The organism is Massilia sp. YIM B02443, from assembly GCF_030411955.1.
Lineage (GTDB): Bacteria > Pseudomonadota > Gammaproteobacteria > Burkholderiales > Burkholderiaceae_D > Telluria.
In genome coordinates, this window is the sequence record NZ_JASNRA010000017.1 from 108765 (window position 1) to 130858 (window position 22094).

The 22094-nt window shown below is 65.0% G+C and carries 14 protein-coding genes and 3 tRNA genes; 9 read left to right on the plus strand and 8 right to left on the minus strand.

Annotated elements, in window-relative coordinates:
• Positions 1-279 precede the first annotated feature (279 nt).
• Positions 280-1272 (plus strand): D-2-hydroxyacid dehydrogenase family protein, encoded by a 993-nt coding sequence (locus tag QPK27_RS17760; protein WP_290419579.1) that lies wholly within the window; start codon positions 280-282, stop codon positions 1270-1272.
• Positions 1273-1297: 25 nt separating this feature from the next.
• Here the strand turns inward: QPK27_RS17760 and QPK27_RS17765 are convergent, their stop codons facing one another.
• On the minus strand, positions 1298-2074 hold the full coding sequence (locus tag QPK27_RS17765; protein ID WP_290419580.1) for an L-asparaginase: 777 nt from the start codon (positions 2072-2074) through the stop codon (positions 1298-1300).
• Between the two features lie 134 nt (positions 2075-2208).
• Between QPK27_RS17765 and QPK27_RS17770 the strand changes: the two genes are divergently transcribed.
• On the plus strand, positions 2209-2694 hold the full coding sequence (locus tag QPK27_RS17770) for an asparaginase domain-containing protein (protein ID WP_290419581.1): 486 nt from the start codon (positions 2209-2211) through the stop codon (positions 2692-2694).
• Between the two features lie 115 nt (positions 2695-2809).
• Positions 2810-4453, plus strand: a complete 1644-nt coding sequence (locus tag QPK27_RS17775; RefSeq protein WP_290419582.1) for a catalase — start codon at positions 2810-2812, stop codon at positions 4451-4453.
• A 173-nt stretch (positions 4454-4626) separates the two neighbouring features.
• On the opposite strand, the gene QPK27_RS17780 is transcribed toward QPK27_RS17775, so the two are convergent.
• The 3 genes from QPK27_RS17780 to QPK27_RS17790 all read right to left on the minus strand — a co-directional run bounded on the left by QPK27_RS17780 (position 4627) and on the right by QPK27_RS17790 (position 8636).
• Positions 4627-5523: a recombination-associated protein RdgC gene (locus QPK27_RS17780; RefSeq protein WP_290419583.1), complete on the minus strand. Its 897-nt coding sequence runs from the start codon at positions 5521-5523 to the stop codon at positions 4627-4629.
• Positions 5524-5607: 84 nt separating this feature from the next.
• Positions 5608-6696 (minus strand): DNA polymerase IV, encoded by a 1089-nt coding sequence (gene dinB, locus QPK27_RS17785; protein WP_290419584.1) that lies wholly within the window; start codon positions 6694-6696, stop codon positions 5608-5610.
• A gap of 113 nt (positions 6697-6809) precedes the next feature.
• Entirely contained in the window at positions 6810-8636 is a 1827-nt protein-coding gene (locus QPK27_RS17790) for a S8 family peptidase (RefSeq protein WP_290419585.1), read from the minus strand.
• Positions 8637-8950: 314 nt separating this feature from the next.
• Between QPK27_RS17790 and QPK27_RS17795 the strand changes: the two genes are divergently transcribed.
• The gene (locus QPK27_RS17795) at positions 8951-10375 is read left to right on the plus strand and encodes an MATE family efflux transporter (RefSeq protein ID WP_290419586.1); all 1425 of its coding nucleotides are present in this window, start codon (positions 8951-8953) and stop codon (positions 10373-10375) included.
• A 100-nt stretch (positions 10376-10475) separates the two neighbouring features.
• On the opposite strand, the gene QPK27_RS17800 is transcribed toward QPK27_RS17795, so the two are convergent.
• Positions 10476-12704, minus strand: coding sequence for a TonB-dependent receptor (locus tag QPK27_RS17800; protein ID WP_290419587.1), 2229 nt, complete (start codon positions 12702-12704; stop codon positions 10476-10478).
• 425 nt (positions 12705-13129) lie between these two features.
• Here QPK27_RS17800 and QPK27_RS17805 point away from each other — a divergent pair.
• The 3 genes from QPK27_RS17805 to QPK27_RS17815 all read left to right on the plus strand — a co-directional run bounded on the left by QPK27_RS17805 (position 13130) and on the right by QPK27_RS17815 (position 13481).
• Positions 13130-13205 (plus strand) — tRNA-Val (locus QPK27_RS17805).
• Between the two features lie 40 nt (positions 13206-13245).
• A tRNA-Asp gene (locus QPK27_RS17810) sits at positions 13246-13322 on the plus strand.
• 82 nt (positions 13323-13404) lie between these two features.
• Positions 13405-13481: transfer RNA gene (locus QPK27_RS17815), tRNA-Asp, on the plus strand.
• A gap of 471 nt (positions 13482-13952) precedes the next feature.
• Here the strand turns inward: QPK27_RS17815 and QPK27_RS17820 are convergent.
• The gene (locus QPK27_RS17820) at positions 13953-15104 is read right to left on the minus strand and encodes a GGDEF domain-containing protein (RefSeq protein WP_290419588.1); all 1152 of its coding nucleotides are present in this window, start codon (positions 15102-15104) and stop codon (positions 13953-13955) included.
• Positions 15105-15348: 244 nt separating this feature from the next.
• Between QPK27_RS17820 and QPK27_RS17825 the strand changes: the two genes are divergently transcribed.
• Both QPK27_RS17825 and QPK27_RS17830 read left to right on the plus strand, forming a co-directional pair.
• On the plus strand, positions 15349-15834 hold the full coding sequence (locus QPK27_RS17825) for a cyclic nucleotide-binding domain-containing protein (protein ID WP_290419589.1): 486 nt from the start codon (positions 15349-15351) through the stop codon (positions 15832-15834).
• Entirely contained in the window at positions 15831-17009 is a 1179-nt protein-coding gene (locus QPK27_RS17830) for an AI-2E family transporter (protein WP_308633534.1), read from the plus strand. Before QPK27_RS17825 ends, QPK27_RS17830 begins: the two co-directional genes overlap by 4 nt.
• A gap of 18 nt (positions 17010-17027) precedes the next feature.
• Here QPK27_RS17830 and QPK27_RS17835 read toward each other — a convergent pair whose 3' ends face one another.
• Both QPK27_RS17835 and QPK27_RS17840 read right to left on the minus strand, forming a co-directional pair.
• On the minus strand, positions 17028-18482 hold the full coding sequence (locus QPK27_RS17835; RefSeq protein ID WP_290419590.1) for a DUF3999 family protein: 1455 nt from the start codon (positions 18480-18482) through the stop codon (positions 17028-17030).
• Positions 18483-18501: 19 nt separating this feature from the next.
• Positions 18502-21474 carry a DUF2339 domain-containing protein gene (locus QPK27_RS17840; RefSeq protein WP_290419591.1) on the minus strand — a complete coding sequence of 991 codons (2973 nt, stop codon included), beginning with the start codon at positions 21472-21474 and terminating at the stop codon, positions 18502-18504.
• Between the last annotated feature and the right edge of the window lie 620 nt (positions 21475-22094).

The following is a 22094-nucleotide window of genomic DNA, read 5'->3' on the forward strand; positions in this document are numbered from 1 at the left end:
TCCGTCTACAGGTCAATGGCCCGGCGGAATCAGCGCATGCGGCGGTTCAGCGGTGGTGTCGCCAGCCCCTGGCAAGGCTGGGATCGGTGCTTCGCAAGCACCGTTGGATACGTGTCATTCGCTCAAGTTCCGGCCAATTGTACACCCGGAAAACAGCGTTTCGACCTCATCCATTACAAAAAAGTAGGAATATTGGTTGACTAATGTAGTAGGCTATTCGACCCTCGGCTGGATCCTGTTATTTGTTTACGCACGATAGATGCAATTGAGACAACTCACATGAAAATCGCGATTCTCGACGACTACCAGGATGCGGTGCGCAGCCTGGACTGCTTCCGCATGCTCGACGGCCACGAGGTCAAGGTGCTCACCAGCTCGACCCGCGGCCTGGGCCAATTGGCGATCCGGCTGGCGCCGTTCGATGCGCTGGTATTGATCCGCGAACGCACCGCGTTTCCGCGCGCGCTGCTGGCCAAGCTGCCTAACCTGAAGCTGATCTCACAGACCGGCAAGGTCAGCGGCCATGTCGACGTGGCGGCCGCGAGCGAACACGGGATCGCCATTGCGGAAGGCAGCGGTTCGCCGACCGCGCCGGCCGAGCTGACCTGGGCCCTGATCATGGCGGCCAGCCGCAAGATCGTGCCATATGCGAACAATCTGAAAGATGGCTTGTGGCAGACGGCGTCGATCAATCCGCTGCTGAATGGCGTCGGGCGCGTGCTGCAGGGCCATACGCTGGCGCTCTGGAGCTACGGCAAGATCGGCAAGCTGGTGGCCGGCTACGGGCGTGCGTTCGGGATGCGGGTGCTCGTGTGGGGAAGCGAAGCCAGCCGGCAAGCGGCGCTGGCCGACGGCTTCGAGGCGGCGGCCTCGCGCGAAGCGCTGTTCGAGCAGGCCGACGTGCTCAGTTTGCATCTGCGGCTGGCCGACGCCACGCGCGGCATCGTCACCGCGGCCGACCTGGCGCGCATGAAGCCAGATGCGCTGTTCGTGAATACCAGCCGCGCCGAGCTGGTGGAAGAAGGCGCGCTCGAGGCGGCGCTCAAGCGCGGCCAGCCGGGCGGCGCGGCGCTGGACGTGTTCACGAGCGAGCCGCTGGCCGCCGATTCACCCTTGCTGCGCATCCCGACCGTGCTGGCGACCCCGCACTTGGGCTATGTCGAGAAGGACAGTTACGAGTTGTATTTCAGGACTGCCTTCGAGAACCTGCTGCGTTTTGCACAAGGTGAGCCGAGCAATATCCTGAATCCGGAAGCGCTCGGCAAACGCTGAGCGCCAAGCGAGCCAGGCGCCGGCTTCAGGCGCGGTCGCTCTCGGTGCGGCGCGCTTCCGGCTCGCCCGTGATCGTGATCTTCGGCGCCGGCATCACGTGGGTGCCGGTCCACAAGCCGGCCCAGCCAGGCGGCCAGCCGATGTCGCGTCCGCTGTACGGCTTGAGCCCGGCCCGCACCGGCACGATCGGCACCGGCGGCGCTTCCACCAGGCCGGCGCCCGCGGGCCGCTCCATATTGAGGCTGTACATGTATCCCGGCAGCAGCAGGTCGCAGGCTTGCGCGAACCACGCGGTATGGTCTTCGTCGCGTCCCAGCGCCTGCGCCAGGCCCTGCGGATCGAACTTCGCCAGCGCATGGATCAGCTCGTCGGTTGAGGCGCCCGGCACGTCTCCCCATCCCAGCACCGGATTGTTGTTGTAGTCCGCGCCCGAGCCATACCAGCCTTCGCGCCAGGTGCGCTGCATCCAGTTGCGCGGGCCGGTGAACAGGTGCCAGCGCCAGTGCAGGCCGGATGGCTTGGGCCAGGAATACAGGTACAGCTTCTGGTAGCCGGCCTGGTGCAGCGCGCGCACCACGGCCATCAGGCGCGCATGCGGCATGCGGTCGGGCGGCTCGCGCCGGAACAGGATCGGCTCGCCGTCGGCGTGCTGCACTTCGTCGCTCGACAGGTTCAGGTCCAGCGTGCGCGACTCGTTGCCGAAGCGCGCCGAGATCCAGCCGGTCAGCAGGTTGACGTGGGTAATCACGCCATAGCCTCGATGGCGGTGGAAGATGACGGTTCCGGGTGCGACGGCTTTCATGGGAGCAGGAGAAGTAAGGAAAACGACGATGAGTGTACTCATCCGATCCGGTCAATTCTAGCGCAGTCACATCTCGAAACAGGCGCTTTGGCGCTATCATGACGCACCTTATTTCTGCGAGTGGATAAACCAACATGACTTTGCGACTCATCGCCACCGGCGGCACTTTCGACAAGCATTACAACGAACTGAACGGCGTCCTCGGCTTTGCCGAAAGCCACTTGCCGGAGGTGATTAAACGCAGCCGCATGACGGTGCCGGTGGCGCTCGAAGTGCTGCCGCTGCTCGACTCGCTCGACATGGGAGACCTGGATCGCCAGCGCGTGCTGGCCTCGTGCCAGGCGTCGGCGGAGCAGGCGATCGTGATCGTGCACGGCACCGACACCATGCGCGACACCGCCGCCGTGCTGGGCGAAGCCGCGCTGGGCAAGACCATCATCCTCACCGGCGCCATGATCCCGTACGAGATCGCCAATTCGGATGCGCTGTTCAACCTGGGCTTCGCCTGTGGCGTGGCGCAGGCCCTGGCGGCCGGCGTCTACGTGGCGATGAACGGCCAGGTGTTCCCTTGGGATAACGTCACCAAGAACCGCAGCGAAGGCGTGTTCCAGCCGCTGTAACCGGTACTCGACAACATGTGTTGACAGGGTCTGAAAGCGAAGGCAGCCGCGCGCTGCCTTCTTGTCCGACTTCCTATACTGCCCTTCTCTTTGATCGAACCAGAAGGAGCAGGCAATGAACGAACAGCGCCCCACCTTGACCACGCGCCAGGGTCATCCTGTCCGCGACAATCAATCGCTGCGATCCGTCGGCGAACGTGGCCCGGCCACGCTCGAGAACTACCAGTTCATCGAAAAGATCACCCACTTCGACCGCGAGCGCATTCCCGAGCGCGTTGTCCACGCACGCGGCACCGGCGCCCACGGCGTCTTCGAAGCCTACGGCAAGATCGGCAATGAACCGGCTTCCAAATACACCTGCGCCCGCGTGCTCAACGAGACCGGCGTCCAGACCCCGATGTTCGTGCGCTTCTCGACCGTGATCGGCGCCAAGGAGTCGCCGGAAACGGCGCGCGATCCACGCGGCTTCGCCGTCAAGTTCAAGACCGTCGACGGCAACTGGGATCTGGTGGGCAATAACCTGAAGGTGTTCTTCATCCGCGATGCGATCAAGTTCCCGGACATGATCCACGCCTTCAAGCCGGATCCCGTCACCAACCAGCAGGAGCCGTGGCGCTTCTACGACTTCATCTGCAGCCATCCGGAAGCGCTGCACATGATTACCTGGGTCAAGAGCCCATGGGGCATTCCAGCCAACTACCGCGAGATGGAAGGTTCGGGCGTCAACACCTATAAACTGGTCAACGACCAGGGCGTGGCGCACCTGTGCAAATTCCATTGGCAGCCGAAACAGGGCGTGCGCAACCTGACCAGCGCGCAAGCCGCCGAGATCCAGGGCCGCGATACCAGCCACGCCACGCGCGACCTGTACGATGCGATCGAGCGCGGCGACTATCCGGAATGGGAATTCTGTGTCCAGATCATGGCCGACGGCGAACATCCCGAGCTCGACTTCGACCCGCTGGACGACACCAAGCGATGGCCGGAAGACCAGTTCCCGCTGCTGCCCGTGGGCCGCATGGTGCTCAACAAGAACCCGGACAACGTCTTTGCAGAAACCGAGCAATCGGCCTTCGGCACCGGCGTGCTGGTCGAAGGCATCGACTTCTCGGACGACAAGATGCTGCAGGGCCGCACCCTGTCGTATTCGGACACCCAGCGCTACCGCGTCGGGCCGAACTACCTGCAACTGCCAATCAATGCCCCGCAAGAAAAAGCCCGCGCCCGCACCAACCAGCGCGACGGCCAGATGACCTTCTATGTGGACGGCGTCGACGGCAGCCAGGATGAGAACAAGCACATCAACTACGAGCCGAGCCTGATGGGCGGCTACCAGGAAGCCGAGACGCCGGGCTCCGAATACCACCAGTGGGTGGAAGGTCACCTGGGCCGCTACCAGACCACCACGACGCAGTCGGATTACCACCAGGCAGGCGTGCGCTACCGGACCTTCGAGGACTGGGAGCGTGACGACCTGGTGGCCAACGTCGGCGGGGATTTGAAACAGTGCCCGGAGCCGATCCAGCTGCGCATGGTGTGGCACCTGTGGCATTGCGACGAGGATTACGGCCGGCGCGTGGCCGAGGTTGCCGGGATCGACCTGGAAAAGGCGAAGGCCTTGCCGCCGTTGCCGAACCGTCCGGCGCCGCATCAGAAGCGGCAGGGGCCGACCTATACCAGTGGCGAACTGGAGAACGGGTCGTCGGAAGGCGGCAAGAAAGAACCAGCGACCAGTGAGGAGATTGCAGCTGCCAAGTAAACCGTAGGGTTGGCGGCTCTGCCGCCGACGCGTCCAACCGGCCGTCAATTTGCCGTACGATGTGCCAGCGTATGTTGAACGCGTCGGCGGGGAACCCGCCAACCCTACGTATGGTGGACGGCGGAGTCGTCCACCGTCATATCGATCCGCCATCCAGATGGCGGATCGAACAATCAGGCTTTCGCTTCGCCGCCCAGCGCGTCCACCACGTCGGCCAGCATCTTGGCCAGCTCGCCCGTCATCAGCACGACGTCGTTGTCGAAACGTTCTTCGTCATTGTAGGTCGGGCTTTCGCCTTCCTTGATCACGTCCAGCGGCTTGACGCCCTTGATCGCCAGCGACTCGGTCAGCACGAAGCTGATGCGGTCGTTCCAGGTCATGGCCAGGCGCGTGCACTGCTTGCCGGCGGCGATGTGGCGGCGGATGTCGTCCGGTTCCAGCGTGTGCTTGACGTAGCGCACCGCGGCGCGGCTTTCGCCGGTGGCGCGCAGTTCGGTGTCCTGGTCGATGGTGAAGCCGTACGGCGCTTCATCCGCTTCCAGCCAGCCGGTCATCACGGCCACCGGCGACTTCTGCACGCGCAGCGACTCCAGCGGCATCTTGTCCACGGCCTTCAGCAGCAGCTTGACCACGTCATCGGCCTTGGCCGGGCTGGCGGCATCGACCACCAGCCAGCCGTTGACCGGGTCGATCCAGGTCCAGACATTGCTGCGCAGGGTGAAGGCGCGCGGCAGCAGTTCGTCGGCCACGCGCTCCTTCAGGTCTTTCATTGCCTTCTTGCCTGGCGGGAAGCCTTGCTGCTCTTCCAGTTCGGCCGCCTTGGCCTTGGCCACCTGGTTGATGACCGATGCCGGCAGCAGTTTCTTTTCGGTGCCGAGCATGATCAGCATCTGCTTGTTCACGGTGTGCACCAGGCCGCCGTTCGGACGCGGCGCATCCCAGCCCTGGCGCAGCAGTTCATTGCTTTCGGAGGGAACGAAACTCTGCGGTTCGAGGGCTTTTTCCAGTTGCTCGGGGGTGTAGTTCCATGGTGCGGGAAGACGGTAGATCTGAAGATTCTTGAACCACATAGGTTTATCCGATTGTTTCTATTTCAAAGGAACGATATTTTACGCTGCTGCGCAGAAATATCCGCATAAAGGGACGGGGGAAAATTAATGTGTTGTCGAGTCGTCCAGAGAATCGTCGAACAGCCGTAATTGCTCGACGATCTCGGTGTCGCTCAGGCGCACGCCGACGCCCAATAACCGCACCGGCCGGCTGGCGCGCGCCCAGCCGGTCTCCATCAGGCGCGCATAGGTCGGGATATGTGGCGCGTATCCAACGCACTCGACGGTGGTCTGCTGGAAGTCCGAAAACTTGATTTTCACGAACAGCTTGTTGATGAATTTTTCGGCATTCGCGCGCTTGATGCGGCCCAGCAGGTGTTCGTGCAGTTCGGGGAGCAATTTCAGGCAGCCGGCCAGGTCCGGCACGTCGGGCGTATAGGTTTCTTCGGTGCTGATCGACTTGCGCTCGCGCGAGACGTTGACTTCGCGACCGTCGATGCCGCGGCTCAGCTCATACAGGCGGGCGCCGAAGCTGCCGAAGTGCTCTTGCAGCTGGTCCATGGTCCAGGCGCGCAGGTCGGCGCAGGTCTGCAGGCCGAGCCGGTTCATCTTTTCTGCCGTGACCTTGCCCACTCCGTGGAGCTTCTTGACCGGCAGCGCCGCGACAAACGCATCGACTTCTTCCGGCCGCACCAGGAACAGGCCGTCCGGCTTGTTCCAGTCGCTGGCGATTTTCGCCACAAACTTGTTCGGCGCCACGCCGGCCGAGGCGGTGATGCCGACGGTCTCGAAGATGCGGCGCCGGATCTCTTGCGCGATCAGGGTGGCGCTGCCCTTGCAGTGCGGCGAGTTGGTCACGTCCAGGTAGGCTTCGTCGAGCGACAGCGGCTCGACGATCTCGGTGTAGTCCTGGTAGATGTCCATGATCTGGCGCGAGGCGATGCGGTACTTCTCCATCGCCGGCGGAATCACCAGCAGGTCCGGGCACAGCTTGATCGCGGTGGCGGTGGCCATCGCCGAATGGATGCCGTAGCGGCGCGCCTCGTAGTTGCAGGTGGCGACCACGCCGCGCTGGTCCTGGCGCCCGCCGACCGCCAGCGGCCGGCCGCGCAGGGACGGGTCGTCCCGCATCTCGACGGACGCGTAGAAACAATCGCAATCGCAATGGATGATTTTTCGGACTGGGGCGTTCACGCTGGCGAGGCCGCCCCACGGGTGGAATGCCGGCGATGGGAACGACTACTGTAGTTGCATACAGTATCGTTCCAAATCGCGTTGTTGGCAAGCCGGATGGCTTGCAGATGCGCTTACCAGTTCAGCTTCAGCGTATAGCGGCCGTTGGTCGATCCGGTGCCGCCGCTGTAGTACACCACGCGCACGTAGCGTGCCGCAGCCGCGCTGCCGGTGTTCGACAGGCTGATGCTATCGGCCTTCCCTGCACTGTTCTCGCTCTTGGCCAGCTGGGTGCCGCTGGCGTTGTAGACGTACAGGTCGTAGTCGGCCGTGCTCGCTCCCGGGGTCAGGGTCGCGCCCAGCGTCTTGCCGGCCGGCAGATCGACACGGAAATAATCGCTGTCGGTGGTGCTGCCCATATTGCCGCTGACCGTGGTGTTGCTGGTAGAAACAAGATCGGCAGTGGCGATGGTGTCGTTGGCCTCGCTCTCGGCCAGCGTCACCGTCGGCGTGGCCGGTGCGGTGGCAGACGCCACGGCCGCCGCCGCGTCGACGATGCCGCTGCCGCAACCCGAGCAGCTGGCCGGGAAGGCGCGCGCGGTCGACTTCAGCCGCGCTTCGATCTCGTCCGGCGTCAGGTTGGCGTTCAGCGCCAGCATCAGCGCCGCGACGCCGGCCACGTGCGGCGTGGCCATCGAGGTGCCCTGGTAGCCGGCATAGCTGTCGCTGGCCGGAGCGCCGGTGCCGCTATTGAGCGTCGACAGCACGCTGTAGCTGCCGTCGCCGCCTGGCGCCGCCACGTCGACCAGGGTGCCGTAGTTCGAGTACGAGGCGCGGCCCCCGGTGCGGCCGGTGGCGGCCACCGCGATCACGCCCGAGCAGTTGGCCGGGCTGGCGTTGCTGACGTTGGTGGCGTCGTTGCCGGCCGCCACCACCACCACCGCGCCGCGCGAGCGGGCGCCGTTGATGGCGTTCTGGGTGGTGACGTCGCACGAGCCGCCGCCGCCCAGCGACAGGTTCAGCACGCGCGCCTTGTTGGCGTTGGCCGGCACGCCCGACACCGTGCCGCCCGAGGACCAGGTGATGGCGTCGGCGATGTCCGAGGTGTAGCCGCCGCACTTGCCCAGCACGCGCACCGGCACGATCTTGGCGTTGTAGGCCACGCCGGCGACGCCGACGCTGTTGTTGGTGCGCGCCGCGATGGTGCCGGCCACGTGGGTGCCGTGCCAGCTCGAGGTCTGGTCGCGCACCGGCTGGCCGCTGCCGCAGGAACCGGCGGTGACGGCGTCGCCGGTGTCGCTGGCGTCGCTGTCGCGCCCGCCGCCGTCGTTGGCGATGGCGGCGCTGCTGATGAAGTCATAGCCCTGCAGGAACTGGCCACTCAGGTCGGCATGCGGACGATAACCGGTGTCGATCACGGCCACCACCACGCCGCTGCCGGTCGAGCTGTCCCAGGCGGCCGGCAGGCGCAGGCCGCCGGTGGTGTCGAAGTAATGCCACTGCTCGCCGTAGCGCGGATCATTGGCGGTGGCCATGTGGGTCATGATGCGGTCCGGCTCGGCGTACTCGATCGACGGATCGCGCGCCATCATTTCGGCCGCCAGCGACTGCACTTCCTTGAGGCCGCGCTTGCGGTCCAGGTTGAACACCTGGGCGCCGGTCGAGATTGCATGGCTTTCGCGCACCACGATGCCGAACTGCTGGCCGGCGCGGTCGAGGATGGCCTTGCGGTTGCCGCTCAGCGGCGCCACGCGCGCGGCGACGCCCCTGGCGGCGGCCTTGGCGTCCTTGTACTTCACGATGATACGGTCTGTCTCCAGGATGAATTGGGGTCCTTCGGCTTGCCCGGCCGCCTGGCCCACCGCGCCCGCGGTCGCCAGGGCCGAGGACGCCGCGATCGCCAGCGAGACCGCTGCACACATCTTCAACATTGCAGGATGAATCGAATGCGCTTGCTTCATGGTTCTTCCTTATTTAGATTTTTCCGTCGGGCGAAGAGCTTCGCCCGTGTCGTTGTATGGCCCGCATGGGAGCCGGTGCCGTCTGAACGCGGCTGGTCCAGCGTAGCCCTAAAGGAAGAGCAGCCGAAGCGAAAATTCAGCGGTTTTCGGCGTCTGTACAACAGTCACAAAGGTGAAATCTGTAAAAACATCGTTTCTTTGGCTGTTCAGTTAATTCACAAAATTTCTTGAGCCACACTCTTGGTGGATATCAATGAGTAACCGGAAGCGTCTGGCGGACATCATGCTTTATCCGGATCGCTTAGCATGAATGCATGAAATCCGACCGCAAGACACTGTTCCTCGAAGGCTCGATTCCCCGCGCGCTGGTCACGCTGGCGGTCCCGATCATGCTCGCCAACCTGCTGCAGACCGGCTACCAGCTGACCGACGCCTTCTGGGTCGGCCGGCTCGGGGCCTCGGCGGTGGCCGCGATCTCGGTCAGCTTCCCGGTCACCTTCCTGGTGATCGCGCTCGGCTCGGGCCTGGCCATGGCCGGCGCCACGATGGGGGCGCAGTACGCCGGCGCCGGGCGCCAGGACATGGTCAACCATGTGGCGGCGCAGACCATGCTGATGGTGGTGATCACCTCGATCATGTTCGGCGCGATCGGCTTCATGCTGGCCCCTACCCTGCTGCACCTGCTCAGCGTGGCGCCCGAAGTGTATAGCGGCGCGCTCGGCTTCCTGCGCGTGTCATTCGTCGGCATCCTGTTCGTGTTCATGTACGCCATGTTCCAGGCGCTGATGCGCGGCGTCGGCCAGACCCGGATTCCGCTAATGATCGTGACCGGCACCGTATTGCTGAACTTCGTGCTCGATCCGCTGTTCATCTTCGGCTGGGGACCGATCCCCGGCCAGGGCGTGATGGGCGCGGCCTACGCGACCCTGATCACCCAGGCGCTGGCGGCCGGCCTGGGCATGCTGGTGTTCCTGCGCGGGCGGCACGGCATCGCGCTGTCCTGGCGCGGCTTCAAGCCCGATCCGGTGTACCTGAAGCGCGCCTTCTTCCTCGGCCTGCCGGGGTCGGTGGAACTGTCGACCCGGGCGCTGGGGCTGATGGTGATGTCGTTCCTGGTGGCCAGCTTCGGCACGCTGGCGATCGCCACCTATGGCGTCGGCTCCAACATCCTGCAGGTGATCACGATCCCGGTGATGGGCATCGCGATGGCGGTGGCGACGCTGGTCGGGCAGAACATTGGCGCCGGCAACACCGCGCGCGCCGAGCGCATTACCTGGCTGGGCACGGTGGCCAGCTTCGCCATCCTGACGCTGCTGGGCGGCATCGCCTGGCTGTGCGCACCGTGGCTGGTACGCTTCTTCATTCCCGACGACGCTGCGGTGATCGAAGGCGGCGCCCACTTCATCCGCATCATGTGCCTGGCCTGGGGCGGGATCGGCATCCAGCTGTGCATCGTGTCGGCGTTCCGCGCCTCGGGCAATATGCTCAGCGCCATGATCATCGCGATGGTGTCGCAGTGGATGATCCAGTTTCCCCTGGCCTATGTGCTGGCCAAGCACACCACATTGGGCGCGGACGGGCTGTGGTGGTCGTTCCCGGTGACCAATGTGGCGGTGGCGCTGGTGTCGGTGGCGTGGTTCGCGCGCGGCAGCTGGAAGACGGTGCGCCTGACCGAGGATGACCGCCAGGTGGCCGAGGTGGCCAGGGAGACGATGGTCGAGGAAGGCAGCCTGCGCTGAACGAGCGCCGGAGAAAAAAAGGGCTGCGCAATGAAAAAGGGCTGCGCTGTGCGCAGCCCCTTCTACATCCGGCCGATATTACCCGGCCAGAGCGTGCAACTTAGAAGTTGCCCTTGACCTGCAGACCCCATTGACGCGGCTCGTTGGTGAAGCCGGTCAGGTTGTTGAAGTCGATGGCGCCGGTGATGCGGCGCTGGTCGAGGATGTTGCGGCCGAATGCTGCCACTTCATACTTGCCGTCGGCGAAGATGTAGCCCACGCGCAGGCCGCCTTCGGTCAGCGGCGCACCGGTGAACTCGGCCGCTTCGTACAGGAAGAAGTTGACCTTGCTGCGGTACGACCAGTCGGTGAACACGTACAGTTCGCCGTCCGCGAACGGCACGCCGTAGCGCGCGGTCGCGTTGAAGGTCCAGCGCGGCGCCTGCGGCAGCATGTTGCCATTGATCTCGACGCGGCCGGCGGCGTTGATCGGATCGGTAATGGTGCACTGGGCACAGGTGTTGACCGACAGGCTGCCGTCGCGGATCTGGGTGTAGTTGTAGCTGGCGCCGGCGCTCACGCGCAGGGCGGTGCTGACGGCCGCTTCGAAGTCGAACTCGGCGCCCTTGCCCTTGGTCTTGTCGGCGTTGATCAGGCGGTTCACGTTCGAGTTGCCGCCGACCACGGTCAGCTGCTGGTCTTCGATGGTGTAGTCGTAGATCGAGAACGAGGTGCGTGCGCGGCGTTCGAACAGGTCGGCCTTCACGCCCAGTTCGACCGACTTGATGGTCTCAGCGTCGGCCACGGTGATCGGCACCGATGCCGAGGCGGCGGCAATGCTCGGGGCGCGGAAGCCGGTGGCGGCGCGGCCGTACAGGTTGACGTTGTTGTTCAGCTTGTAGGTTGCCGAGACGTCCCAGCTGGTCTTGCTGCTGTCCGCTTCAACCGACCTTGGGCCGATCTGCACCACGTTGTCCGCCACCAGGGTCTGGAACTCTTTCTCGTCCTTGGTGTAGCGCACGCCGCCGCGGATGGTCCAGTCCGGGGTCAGGTTGTAGGTCGCCGAACCGAACACGGCCCAGGCCTTGTTCTGCTGGCTCGACACCAGGCGCGAGGTGCGGCTGTAGTTGACGCTCTCGAAGTTGTCGCTGCCGCCGGTGACGTCTTCATCGAAGTAGTAGACGCCGGTCTGCCAGTTGAACGGACCTTCGTTCTTCGACTCCAGGCGGAATTCCTGGGTGTACTGGTCGAGGTCGCTGATATAACCGTTGGTCTCGACCTGGAACGGGATGAAGCCCGGACCGGCCGGAGTGCCGCCGTCGATGTCGCCGCGGCTGCTGTAGTTGCTGATGTGCTCGAAGCCGGTGATCGAGAACAGGCGGAACGCGCCGATGTCCCATTGCAGGCGCAGGTTGGCGCCATTGGTCTTCAGGCTCTGGTCGTTCTGGCCGTTGGTGACGATGCGGTCGAGGTCGGTGCCGGCGGCGAAGGTATTGCTGCCCTTCTTGATCAGGTTGGCGCGGAACAGGCGCGCGCTGCCGGTGGTCTGGCGCTGGTGCAGGTTGAGCAGGGCATTGAAGTTCTCGTCCGGGCGGTACAGGAACTGGACGCGCTCGGCGTGCTCGTTGTAGCCGTCCAGCTTGCCGCGTTCCTGGGTCATGCCGGTGTCGGCGTAGTTGCGCACGTAGTCGTCGCGGTGCTGGCCGACGGCCGACACGCGCATCGCCCATTTATCGGACAGCGGCACGTTGACGGCGCCTTCGGCGTTGGCGGTGGTGTGGGTGGCGAGCGAGGCGTTCCAGTAGCCCTCGACCTTGCCCAGCTTCGGCTTCTCGGATTCGAACTTGACCACGCCGGCCGGGGTGTTGCGGCCGAACAGGGTGCCCTGCGGGCCGCGCAGCACTTCGACGCTGGCCAGGTCGAAGATCGGGAAGCCTTTCAGGATCGGGTTTTCCTGCACGACGTCGTCGTACACCAGCGAGACCGGCTGCGAGGCGAAGGTGTTGAAGTCGGTGTTGCCGTAGCCGCGGATGTAGAAGCGCGGGAAGGTGCGGCCGTTCGACGATTCGATGTTCAGGCTCGGCACCTTGCTGGCCAGCACGCGAATGTCTTCGCCGCCGGAGACCAGGACGTCCAGGCGGTCGCCTTTGAGCGCGGTGACCGACACCGGCACGTCGCGGATATTTTCCGTGCGGCGCTGGGCCGTCACGGTCACCGACTGCAGCTCGGGAGCGGCTTGTGCGGTCGTCGTCTGCGCCACCGCCTGTGCGATCGGCATCAATGCGGTAAAGGCCAGCGCTGCGCCGTGCGCGCTGATAACGCGCTGGTGCATCTTGGACATCTTGATCATGGAGTTTTCCTGTTGATTAAAAAAAGAACCGATGTCCCCGTTTCTCTTCTTATGGACGCTGCCTCCCGTGGAATGTTCCATCAAGGGAGAGCGCAAGCGGATATGGCCGCCTTCGGCTCGCGCATCTGGGGCGCGCATCTTGTCGATGTTGTAGTTGCCGACTTGTCAAAGACGGTATTGTCCGTGATCGCTCCCTGCAACTGCAAGTAAAACACTGCCGCCTGATCCGATTACAACACATGCATATGCGCTTTTCGTCATCAAGCCGGGGTTGCGCTTTCCCGAGGCACCCTGATGGTGCGAATGAACGTGACAAAACGGGCATATGGTTTTTTTTGAAAAACCCTTGCACACTTCGAAAGGGAGCCTCTATAATTCGGGCCTCTTCGGACGCAATGACAAGCGTCGGATAGAAACCACGAAATGGGCGCTTAGCTCAGTTGGTAGAGCGGATCCCTTACAAGGATTAGGTCGGGAGTTCGAGCCTCTCAGCGCCCACCAAACATTTCGATGGTTGATCGAAGTAATGATCAGAGTAAACGGAGCGGTAGTTCAGTTGGTTAGAATACCGGCCTGTCACGCCGGGGGTCGCGGGTTCGAGCCCCGTCCGCTCCGCCAGTATCAGGGAAGAGGGTCCGCTGTGTCGGGCCCTTCTTCTTTTCACGTTCGACGGTCCGGTCGCAGTTTGATCGAATCGAAAGGAGCGGTAGTTCAGTTGGTTAGAATACCGGCCTGTCACGCCGGGGGTCGCGGGTTCGAGCCCCGTCCGCTCCGCCAGTATCAGGGAAGAGGGTCCGCTGTGTCGGGCCCTTCTTCTTTTCACGTTCGACGGTCCGGTCGCAGTTTGATCGAATCGAAAGGAGCGGTAGTTCAGTTGGTTAGAATACCGGCCTGTCACGCGGGGGGTCGCGTTTTCGAGCCCCGTCCGCTCGGCCAGCATATAGCAGAAAGAGTGATCCCCCTGCGGGGAACACGCGAGTGGGCGAGAAGGGATTCCCTTGCATGGGAAGCCGCGGCCGGCAGAATGTCGGCGAGCCCCGTCCGCTCCGCCAGCATATAGCAGTAAGAGTGTTCCCCCTGCGGGGAACACGAGAGTGGGCGAGAAGGGATTCCCTTGCAAGGGAATCCGCGGCCGGCAGAATGTCGGCGAGCCCCGTCCGCTCCGCCAGCTTCAAAAGTAGAAGGGTCCGATTCGTCGGACCCTTTTTCTTTTTCCGCTTCCGGTTTTGAAGCGATCGGCTTCAGGCTTCAGGCGCGGCGCCGCAGCGGGTCGCCGATCTCGACCCGGTCGCGCCCTTCGCGCTTGGCGGCATACAGCGCATGGTCGGCGCGTGCCAGCGCATCGCCCAGGTCTTCGTTCGGATCGAGCACGACCACGCCGATACTCACCGTCATCGTGTACGACGGCCCGCTGGTGATCACGGTGGCCGCGCGCACCGCCAGCCGCAGGCGGTTGGCGGCCTGCACCGCGGCCTCGAGGCCGGTCGCCGGCAGCATCATCGCGAATTCCTCGCCGCCCAGGCGGCCGATGGTCTCGTGCTCGCGCATCACCTGGCGCGCGGTGCGCGCGAACACCACCAGCGCGTCGTCGCCGCTGGCGTGGCCCCAGCGGTCGTTGATCTGCTTGAAGTGGTCGATGTCGATCATCATCAGCGCCAGGGGCTGGCGCTGGCGTTGGGCCGCCTGGCGCGCGCCTTCCGCGCGCTCCAGAAACGCGTGGCGGTTGGGCAGGCCGGTGAGGCAATCAGTGGTGGCCAGGTGCGCCATGCGGCTGTCGTCCTTCTGCTTGCACAGCAGCAGGAAGCCGAAGCCGTTGACGATCATCAGGAGGTAGCCGGTCAGATAGGCCGCCTGCTGGGCCACGTTGCGGTCGAGCGCGCCGTCGCCCTGCAGCGTCGAGCTGGCCCAGGCCGCGACCGCCAGCGCGAACAAGGCGTCGTTGACGCCGATGATCCGCTGCAGCAGCGAAGCGTGGCGACGGCGCAGCAGCACCCAGGCCATGGCGGCCGCGAACAGGGCGACCACGCTCGCCACTAGCGCGCTCAGCTGGGCATGAGTGGCGCCGGCGGCGCCCGCCGCGATCACGATCGCGCACGACAGGCCGGTGACCGGGGACACGATCCGGCCCCAGCGCGTGAAGCCGAAGAAGACGCAGTAAGCGGCCATCTCGAGCGCGACGGCCAGGATCCAGCCGATGCCTTCCAGGCTGCCCAGCAACGGCAGGCCCAGCAATGGACGAGCCCAGCCGGCCAGCTGGCTGACGCCGATGCCCAGGCGCGCCCACATCCACAGGCGCAGGCCGGCACTGGGCGTCGCGCCCCGCATGTATCCTGCCATCAGGATGGCGAAGCCGACGTTGCCCATCCCGAGTGCAAGAAGAAAACTGTGTAGATCGATCACTGCCTGTCCTTTTGAAAAAGCACGGCATCACCACGTGCGACGGCTCACGCAGTAAATATACTAGTGACAATTTGTGTTGCCACAAAGAATTATGTTACACCGAATCAACTGAACCGGTGCGCACAGTTGAATCTCGTATGAACGAGCCGCTACACCCCGCCGCGCACGGATGGGAATTTGATGCGCGGCATCATCCGATCAGGGATAATCAAGCGACAACTTCCTGTATTGACCTGGAATCACCGTGATTTTCCGCTTCCTCAAGCCTCCCCGCATGTCGCCGCGTCTGCACCGGCTCAAAAGTTCTTCGCTGTTCGCGGCCTTGACGCCGCTGGAGCTGAAGATCGTCGACGGCCTGCTGCACGAGCGCCGCTACCTGAAGGACGAGATCGTCTTCGACGAGGGCGAGGAAGGCCAGGCACTGTACCTGCTCATGAGCGGCCGGGTGCGCATCAGCCGCCTGCACGAAGGCATGACTCAGGTGGTGGCCGAGCTCGAGCCGGGCGGCTTCTTCGGCGATCTGGCGCTGCTCGACAACTCGCCGCGCAACGCCCAGGCGCGCGCGCTCGAACCGTGCGAGATGGCGGTGTTCTTCCGCGCCGACTTCCTGGGCCTGATGGAAACCGACGCCGTGATCGGCTACAAGATCTCGCTGGCACTGGCGCGCCACATCGGCCTGCGCCTGCGCGAATGGATGGGCACCGGACGGCCCCAGCTGGAAGCGCTATGAACGGCATGATGGACAGCGAGCGGTCCGGACCGGTTGTCTGGTCCGGCATCATCGCCGCCACCTGCCTGTTGCTGCTGGTAGTCAAGCAGCTGCTGTGGCTGGCCCTGCCCTTCATCTTCGGCGCCGTGCTGTATTACGCCCTGCTGCGGCCGATGCAGCGCATGGTGCGTTCCGGCTTCAGCCGCAATGCGGCCGCGCTGTGGGTGTGCGCGCTGTTCTTCGGGCTGGCCACGCTGGCGATGGTGCTGGCGCTGAACTGGAGCGACGGACCGGAAGAAGATTCGTGGGAAGCCACCATCGGCCTGTACCTCGATGGCGGGGTCTCATTTGTGCGCAACACCATGACGCTGCTGGAAGCCAAGTTTCCGATCCTGGCCGAGATGCGCCTGACCTCGACCGTCAACACCGCCTTCGCGGCCTACACCAATGATTTCGCCAGCAACCACTTGGGCGAGATCGTGGTCGGCGTGGTGACCTGGGTGCCGTCGCTGCTGCTGGCGCCCTTCCTGACTTTCTTCCTGCTGCGCGACGGCCTGCGTTTCAAGAAATTCTTGGCGCGCGCGGTGCCGAACGCGTATTTCGAGCGCGCGCTGTACCTGTTGCACGAGGTCGACCAGACCGCGCGCCGCTATTTCGAAGGCCTGCTCAAGCTGACCGTGCTCGACACCGTGGTGCTGGCGCTCGGGCTGTGGATCATCGGCGTCTCGTCTCCCCTGCTGCTGGGGCTGATCTCGGCGGTGCTGGCCTGGGTGCCGTTCGTCGGCTCGATCGCCGGCTGCGTGCTGGTGGTGATCGTAGCCTCGACCGACGCGCCGGCGACGCCGCTGGTGGCCTACGGCGCGATCGTGGTGTTCGTGCTGGTGCGGCTGCTGGACGACTTCGTGTTCATGCCGCTGACGCTGGGGCGCAGCCTGCACATCCATCCGCTGGTCACGGTAATCATGATTTTCGTGGGCGGCATGCTGGCCGGCGTGGTCGGGCTGATGCTGGTGCTGCCGCTGCTGGGGGTGGTGATGGTGGTCGGCGAGACGCTCGGACGGCTGGTCACCAATCCGCGGCTGCGCGCGCGCCATCGGTATGCCAAGGCCTTGCGCGTGCGCCAGGCCAGCATCGACCTCGATATCGCGCGCGAGCGGCGTGGGGCGCCGACGGCGTCGACCAAGCCGCTCAAGTAGCGCTCGCGTTCACTGGCCTCAAGCCGATGGCGGCGGTTCGGATGCGCCGCCTTTCAGCTGGCGCAGCAGATGCCAGGCCATGCCGGCCAGCGCCGCGACGCCGCCGGCCAGCAGCGCCCATAGCCAGACCTGCTTGTTGCCGGCCGCGCTGCCACGCTCCCTGCTGTCGGCATCTTGTTCGAGCCTGTTCTGCACGATGACCTCACCCGGCGTGGCCGGCGTCAGCGCCGTCAATTCGCGCTCGCTGAACCCGGGCGCAACCTGGTGCAACCCCACGCCTGCCGGAGGCGCGCCGTCGCGGCCGAACGCCAGATGATAAGGCGCCTTGCCGGAAGCGACGAACACGATGGTCGACGCTTCCCATCCCAGGCGCAATGCCGGCTGCTCGGGGGCCGCGTTCAACGGGCGCACCACCCAGCGCGCGGCATGCGTCAGCGGCACCGCGACGTCGCCCGAGGCGCGGCGCCGGCCATCCTGCTCGAGCTGGAAGAAGGTGGTGTTGATCAGCGGCTGCAGTTTCAGCACCGTGCGCGCGCCCGGGTCGCGGCTCGGCATCGCCTGGTATTGTCCGATCATGACCGGCATGACGACATTCCGGCCCTGGAAGACAAGGCCGACCGACGCCACCGGAATCGCGACCGGCGCCGTGTAAATCAGGTCACGGGCCTCCGAGCCTGGCTCGCCTTGCAACACCAGCGTTTCGACCTGGCGCCCGGCCTCGCGCTGCACCACGTATTCGGCATGAATGGCGGCGAACTCGATCGGCTTGCCGTCGAGCCAGCGCAGGCGCGCATAGCGAAACCGGCGCGGCGCGAAGTCGATCCGGTGTTTCTGCACGCTGGCGCCCTGGCTGTTGACCAGCCAGCTCACCGCCGCTTCGGCCAGTTCTTCCCAGTCCTGCAGGTTGTCGCTGACATCGAGCGCAATGTCCGCGTTATAGCTGCCGGCGCCGGGCGGCAGCGTCAGGGACAAGGCGCCGATCGCCGCGCCAGCGCCGACCTTGGCTGCGCGCGCGGCCGGCTGCAGGTCGAGCACCAGACTAATAAGTTCGTCGCCGGCGGCACGCGCGGGCGCCGTCACCGAGATCAGCGCGCCGTCGCTGCCGGTGCGGATCTGCAGCCCTTCCTGCACGCTGACGCCGGCGCGCGCGGGACCGTGCACCGGGAACACCGCCACCGGCGCGCTCGGCCGGCTCACCGACGTTTGCGGCGCCAGATCGACCAGCGCATACGGCATCGGCGCGCCGGCGGCGTCGAAAACGCGCAGGTCGTCCAGCCGCGGCGAACGCGCGGCAAGGTAGACCGCGCGCGGCAGCCGCAGTTGCACCACCGCCTGGCTGGCGGCGACGTTCAGTGGCAGCAGGTGCGAGTAGTCGGACGCCTTGTCGCCGGGCGGCGCGGGCGCGCCGGCGTGGGCGTGGACGTGGGCTGCCAGGGTCAGGATCAGTGCCAGGGCAATGCGCTGAGTGAGCATCGTGTCCTCCGGTTCGGTGTCAGGCGGGTGCGGTGGGCGGTGTGGCCGGCGGGCGCTGTCCGGTCTTCGGATAGGGCGCAAAATAGCCGACCAACAGCAGCAGCAGGCCGACGCCGACGAACGACACCACGCGGGCGATGCTGCCGCTGTTGTCGAGGTCGACCATGAACAGCTTGAGCACCACGACGCCGAGCATCGCGGCCCCGGTCCACCAGCTGCTTCGCATCGCGCGCCGCGCCGCCAGGCGCATCAGCACCAGCGCACTTGCGCTCCAGACCAGCGACAGCATGGCTTGCACCACCTGCGACGCCGCCAGGTCGGGCAGCCGATAGTCGATGCCGAGGTAGTGGGCGGCGCTGCGCAGCAGGATCAGGTTGAACCAGATATAGGCGCCGGCCAGGCCGGCCAGCCGCAGCTGCTGCAGCGACCTGCGTAGTCCCGCATCCGCCGCGGCCGGCCCGGTGAGCTGGCGCAGGACGCTGGCGCCCAGCATCAGCACGAAGCCGGTGGTCAGGTCGAGCGGATTGAGCAGGGGCAGGTAGGGCAATGGCGCCATGCCGCCGTCGTGTTTCAGGTTCCAGGAGACGGCCAATGCCACCATCAGCGTCGTCGCGCCCGGGATGACCCGCGTGCGGTACCAGTCCGCCAGGGGCGTGGCCGGCCATCTGCCTGCGAGGCTGCGGCGCAGCAGGAATACCAGCGCGAGCATCATGGTCCAGGTGGGAAGGTAATTGCTCCAGGCGGCATCGGTGAGCCAGCTTTCTTGCGTCGAGTCGTATGGGTCGGGGGTTGGCGCCATCAGCCAGCCGTCGATCAGGATCGCGCCGGCCGGCCACAGGGCCAGCCACGGACCGCCGCTGCGCAGCAGGTGCAGCAGTTTCAGCGTGCCGCGGCCCATCTCCGGCCCTCCCCTGCTCCAGCGCACCATCAGGAATTCGCCGCTCGACCACAGCAGCGCCCAGGCCAGCCAGCTGGCCGGCTGCGGCAGCGCATGCGTCTGATACAAGGTGTACAGGATGTCCGCCGTGACCAGGGCCAGCATGCCCCAGCAGACAAAGGCGGAGCGGCGCAGCTGCGGCCAGGACAGGCGCGCAGCCAGATACATGGCGGCGAGCGCGGTGGCGGCGACGCCCAGGGCATACAGGGCGGTCCAGCGTGCGGTCGGACTGCCGAGATCTTGCGGGAGATATGCGATCAAGCGGCCGGCGGCGATGTTGATGGCGGGGCCGAACCACCAGATGCCGGCCCATAGCAGCATGGCGGATGAGAAGGTAGGGTGCGACTGCGTGGGGTGCGATTGCGTGGCGTCCAGCGGCGCGGGATCCGCCTGCGCCGGCTGCGCGCGCCGTGCCAGATGAGCCGTCGCGTATGCGGCAGTCGCCAGCATGACGACACCGAGCAATGGGACGTCGCGGTTTGCCTCGAACATCGTGGTCCATGACCATCCCGGTGCGCTGACGACGCCCAGGGCCACGGCGCCGGCTATCTGGGCCGCAAGGGCCGGCTGGCGCGCCATGGGCCATGACAGGCGCACGCTCACGCCATACAGCAGCAGCGCCGTGAACAATGCACCGGCCACCAGCCAGTTGGCCAGCGCGCCGCCGCCGGTGCGCACGATCGCTTCGGTCCAGCATCCGGCGAGCAGCCAGATGGCGGACAGAGTCAGGAAGCTCTCGGCCAGCATGATCAGCCCGTCGCTCTCGCTCGCATGCTTGCGCAGGCTGAGCGCTACGGCGAAGCCGCTCGCGGCGAGCAGCAGGCAGCCCAGCCACAGGTGCGCCGAAGTGGCGGCGTACGGCGTCAGGTCGGTGGCGGCGGCAATGAAGCTCAGTCCCGCGCCGAATTGCAGCAGCAGCCCGAAGATCCAGACCAATACCCGCCGCCAGCGCAGGCCGAGCCACACGAAGCCGGCGCCTTCCAATGCCCACGCGGCCGAGGTCCAGCGTGCATCCAGTGCGAACGGGATGGCCAGCGTGCCGAAGATGACGCCCAGCGCGGCGTAGGCTTCGAGCATGACGCGCCAGCGTTCGCGCCCACGCTTGAGCAGGACCAATGCTGTCGCCAGGTAGAAGCCGCCGAGTGCGAGGGTCGACAAGGCCAGGCCGAACGGCTTGTCCTTGACCAGTCCCACCTGCAGGCCGAACGCCAGCAACGGCGTGCCCAGTACCAGCGTGGCGTCGACGTAGTTCTTCAGCCTTGCCTGCTGCTGGTGGGCGAAGGCGAGCGAGATGGCGACGTAGCACAGGAAGAACAGGATCAGGAAGCCTTGCGCCGACGGGTAGTTCTCGGGTGTGTAGCGCAGGACGCCCCAGGCGGTGCCGACGACAAAGGTGAATGCGAAGCCCAGCAGGTTCAGCGGCTGCCAGGAACGCTTGATCGCCAGCACGAACACGCCGGCGTTGAGCAGCGCGTAATACGAGAACAAGGCGATGTGGTTGCCCTGCCCGGTCGACAGCAGCAAGGGACAGGCGAAGCCGCCGGTGATGCCGAACGCCGCCAGCCAGGGAGCATTTTGCAGCACCGCCAGCAGGCAGGTGAACACCGTGAGGCATACCAGCAAGCCGAATGCGACGCCGGCGGGGATCAGGTCGTAGCGCTGGTGGGCGCCGAAGATCACCAGCATCAGGATCGCGATGGCCGTGCCCTGGACCGGCAGGCCGATTTCCCGGCGCCTGGTGCGTAGTCGCCAGCCCCAGGCCAGCAGGCCCAGGTCGGCCGCCACGACGCCTGCCAGGCGCAGCTCGATCGGGATCGTGATGGTCGCGGCGACGTACTTGAGCAGGAAGGCGACGCCGATGAACAGGATCACCAGGCCGAGTTTGGCGACCAGGTTGCCGGTCAGGAGCCAGGTCTTGGCGGTGGCCAGCCATTTGTCGATGAGGGATGGTGCGGCGGGTTGGTCGTTTTGTGCCGCGGGCGCGGGTGCGGTAGATAGGTCTGCGGCTTGGGTCGCCGCGGTCCGCGACTTCGATTTGGTGCGCTTGGCAAACACGCTGATAGCTTTGCCACTCGTCACGGAGTAGGTATATGACGGAGTAGCCGGTGGTTCGTTTGCATTGGCTGGCGCTTTCGCATGCAGAGCGAAATCAGTGGCGTCGATCTGGTCCTCGAGAACTTTCGGCGCATTCGTCTCCTGCTCTGATGTTATTGAACGAGCGGCGACAGGTGGCGTTTCGGACTGTTTACCTGAGTTGCCTGGAGAAGCGAGTATCTTCTCGAGCCGGGCGATGGTAAGCAACAGCTCCTTGCGTAATTCGCTGACCTGTCGCTCCAGGTGTTCAATCTGTGTGGCTTTGGAGCCAAGCATTATCCCGGTTATGAAGATCGGATAAATAAACAGGACGAACAGTCCGAATATGATGTATCCCATTGCCAGTCCTCCATGCAAGGAGCCGGGTGATCTTCATGCCAGCTCAAAAGGGAAATACTGCCAGTGGGAATGGTTATCGAAGATGGATTTAAGCACCTGTTGAGCTGGGTCAACGCCATTGCTTACTTCTGTATGCGCCGTATGACAGCGGCTGATTTATGTTTTGCACTACCAAAGCAAAAAACCCCACCAGATCACTGATGGGGTTTTTCATATAACTAGCCTGACGATAACCTACTTTC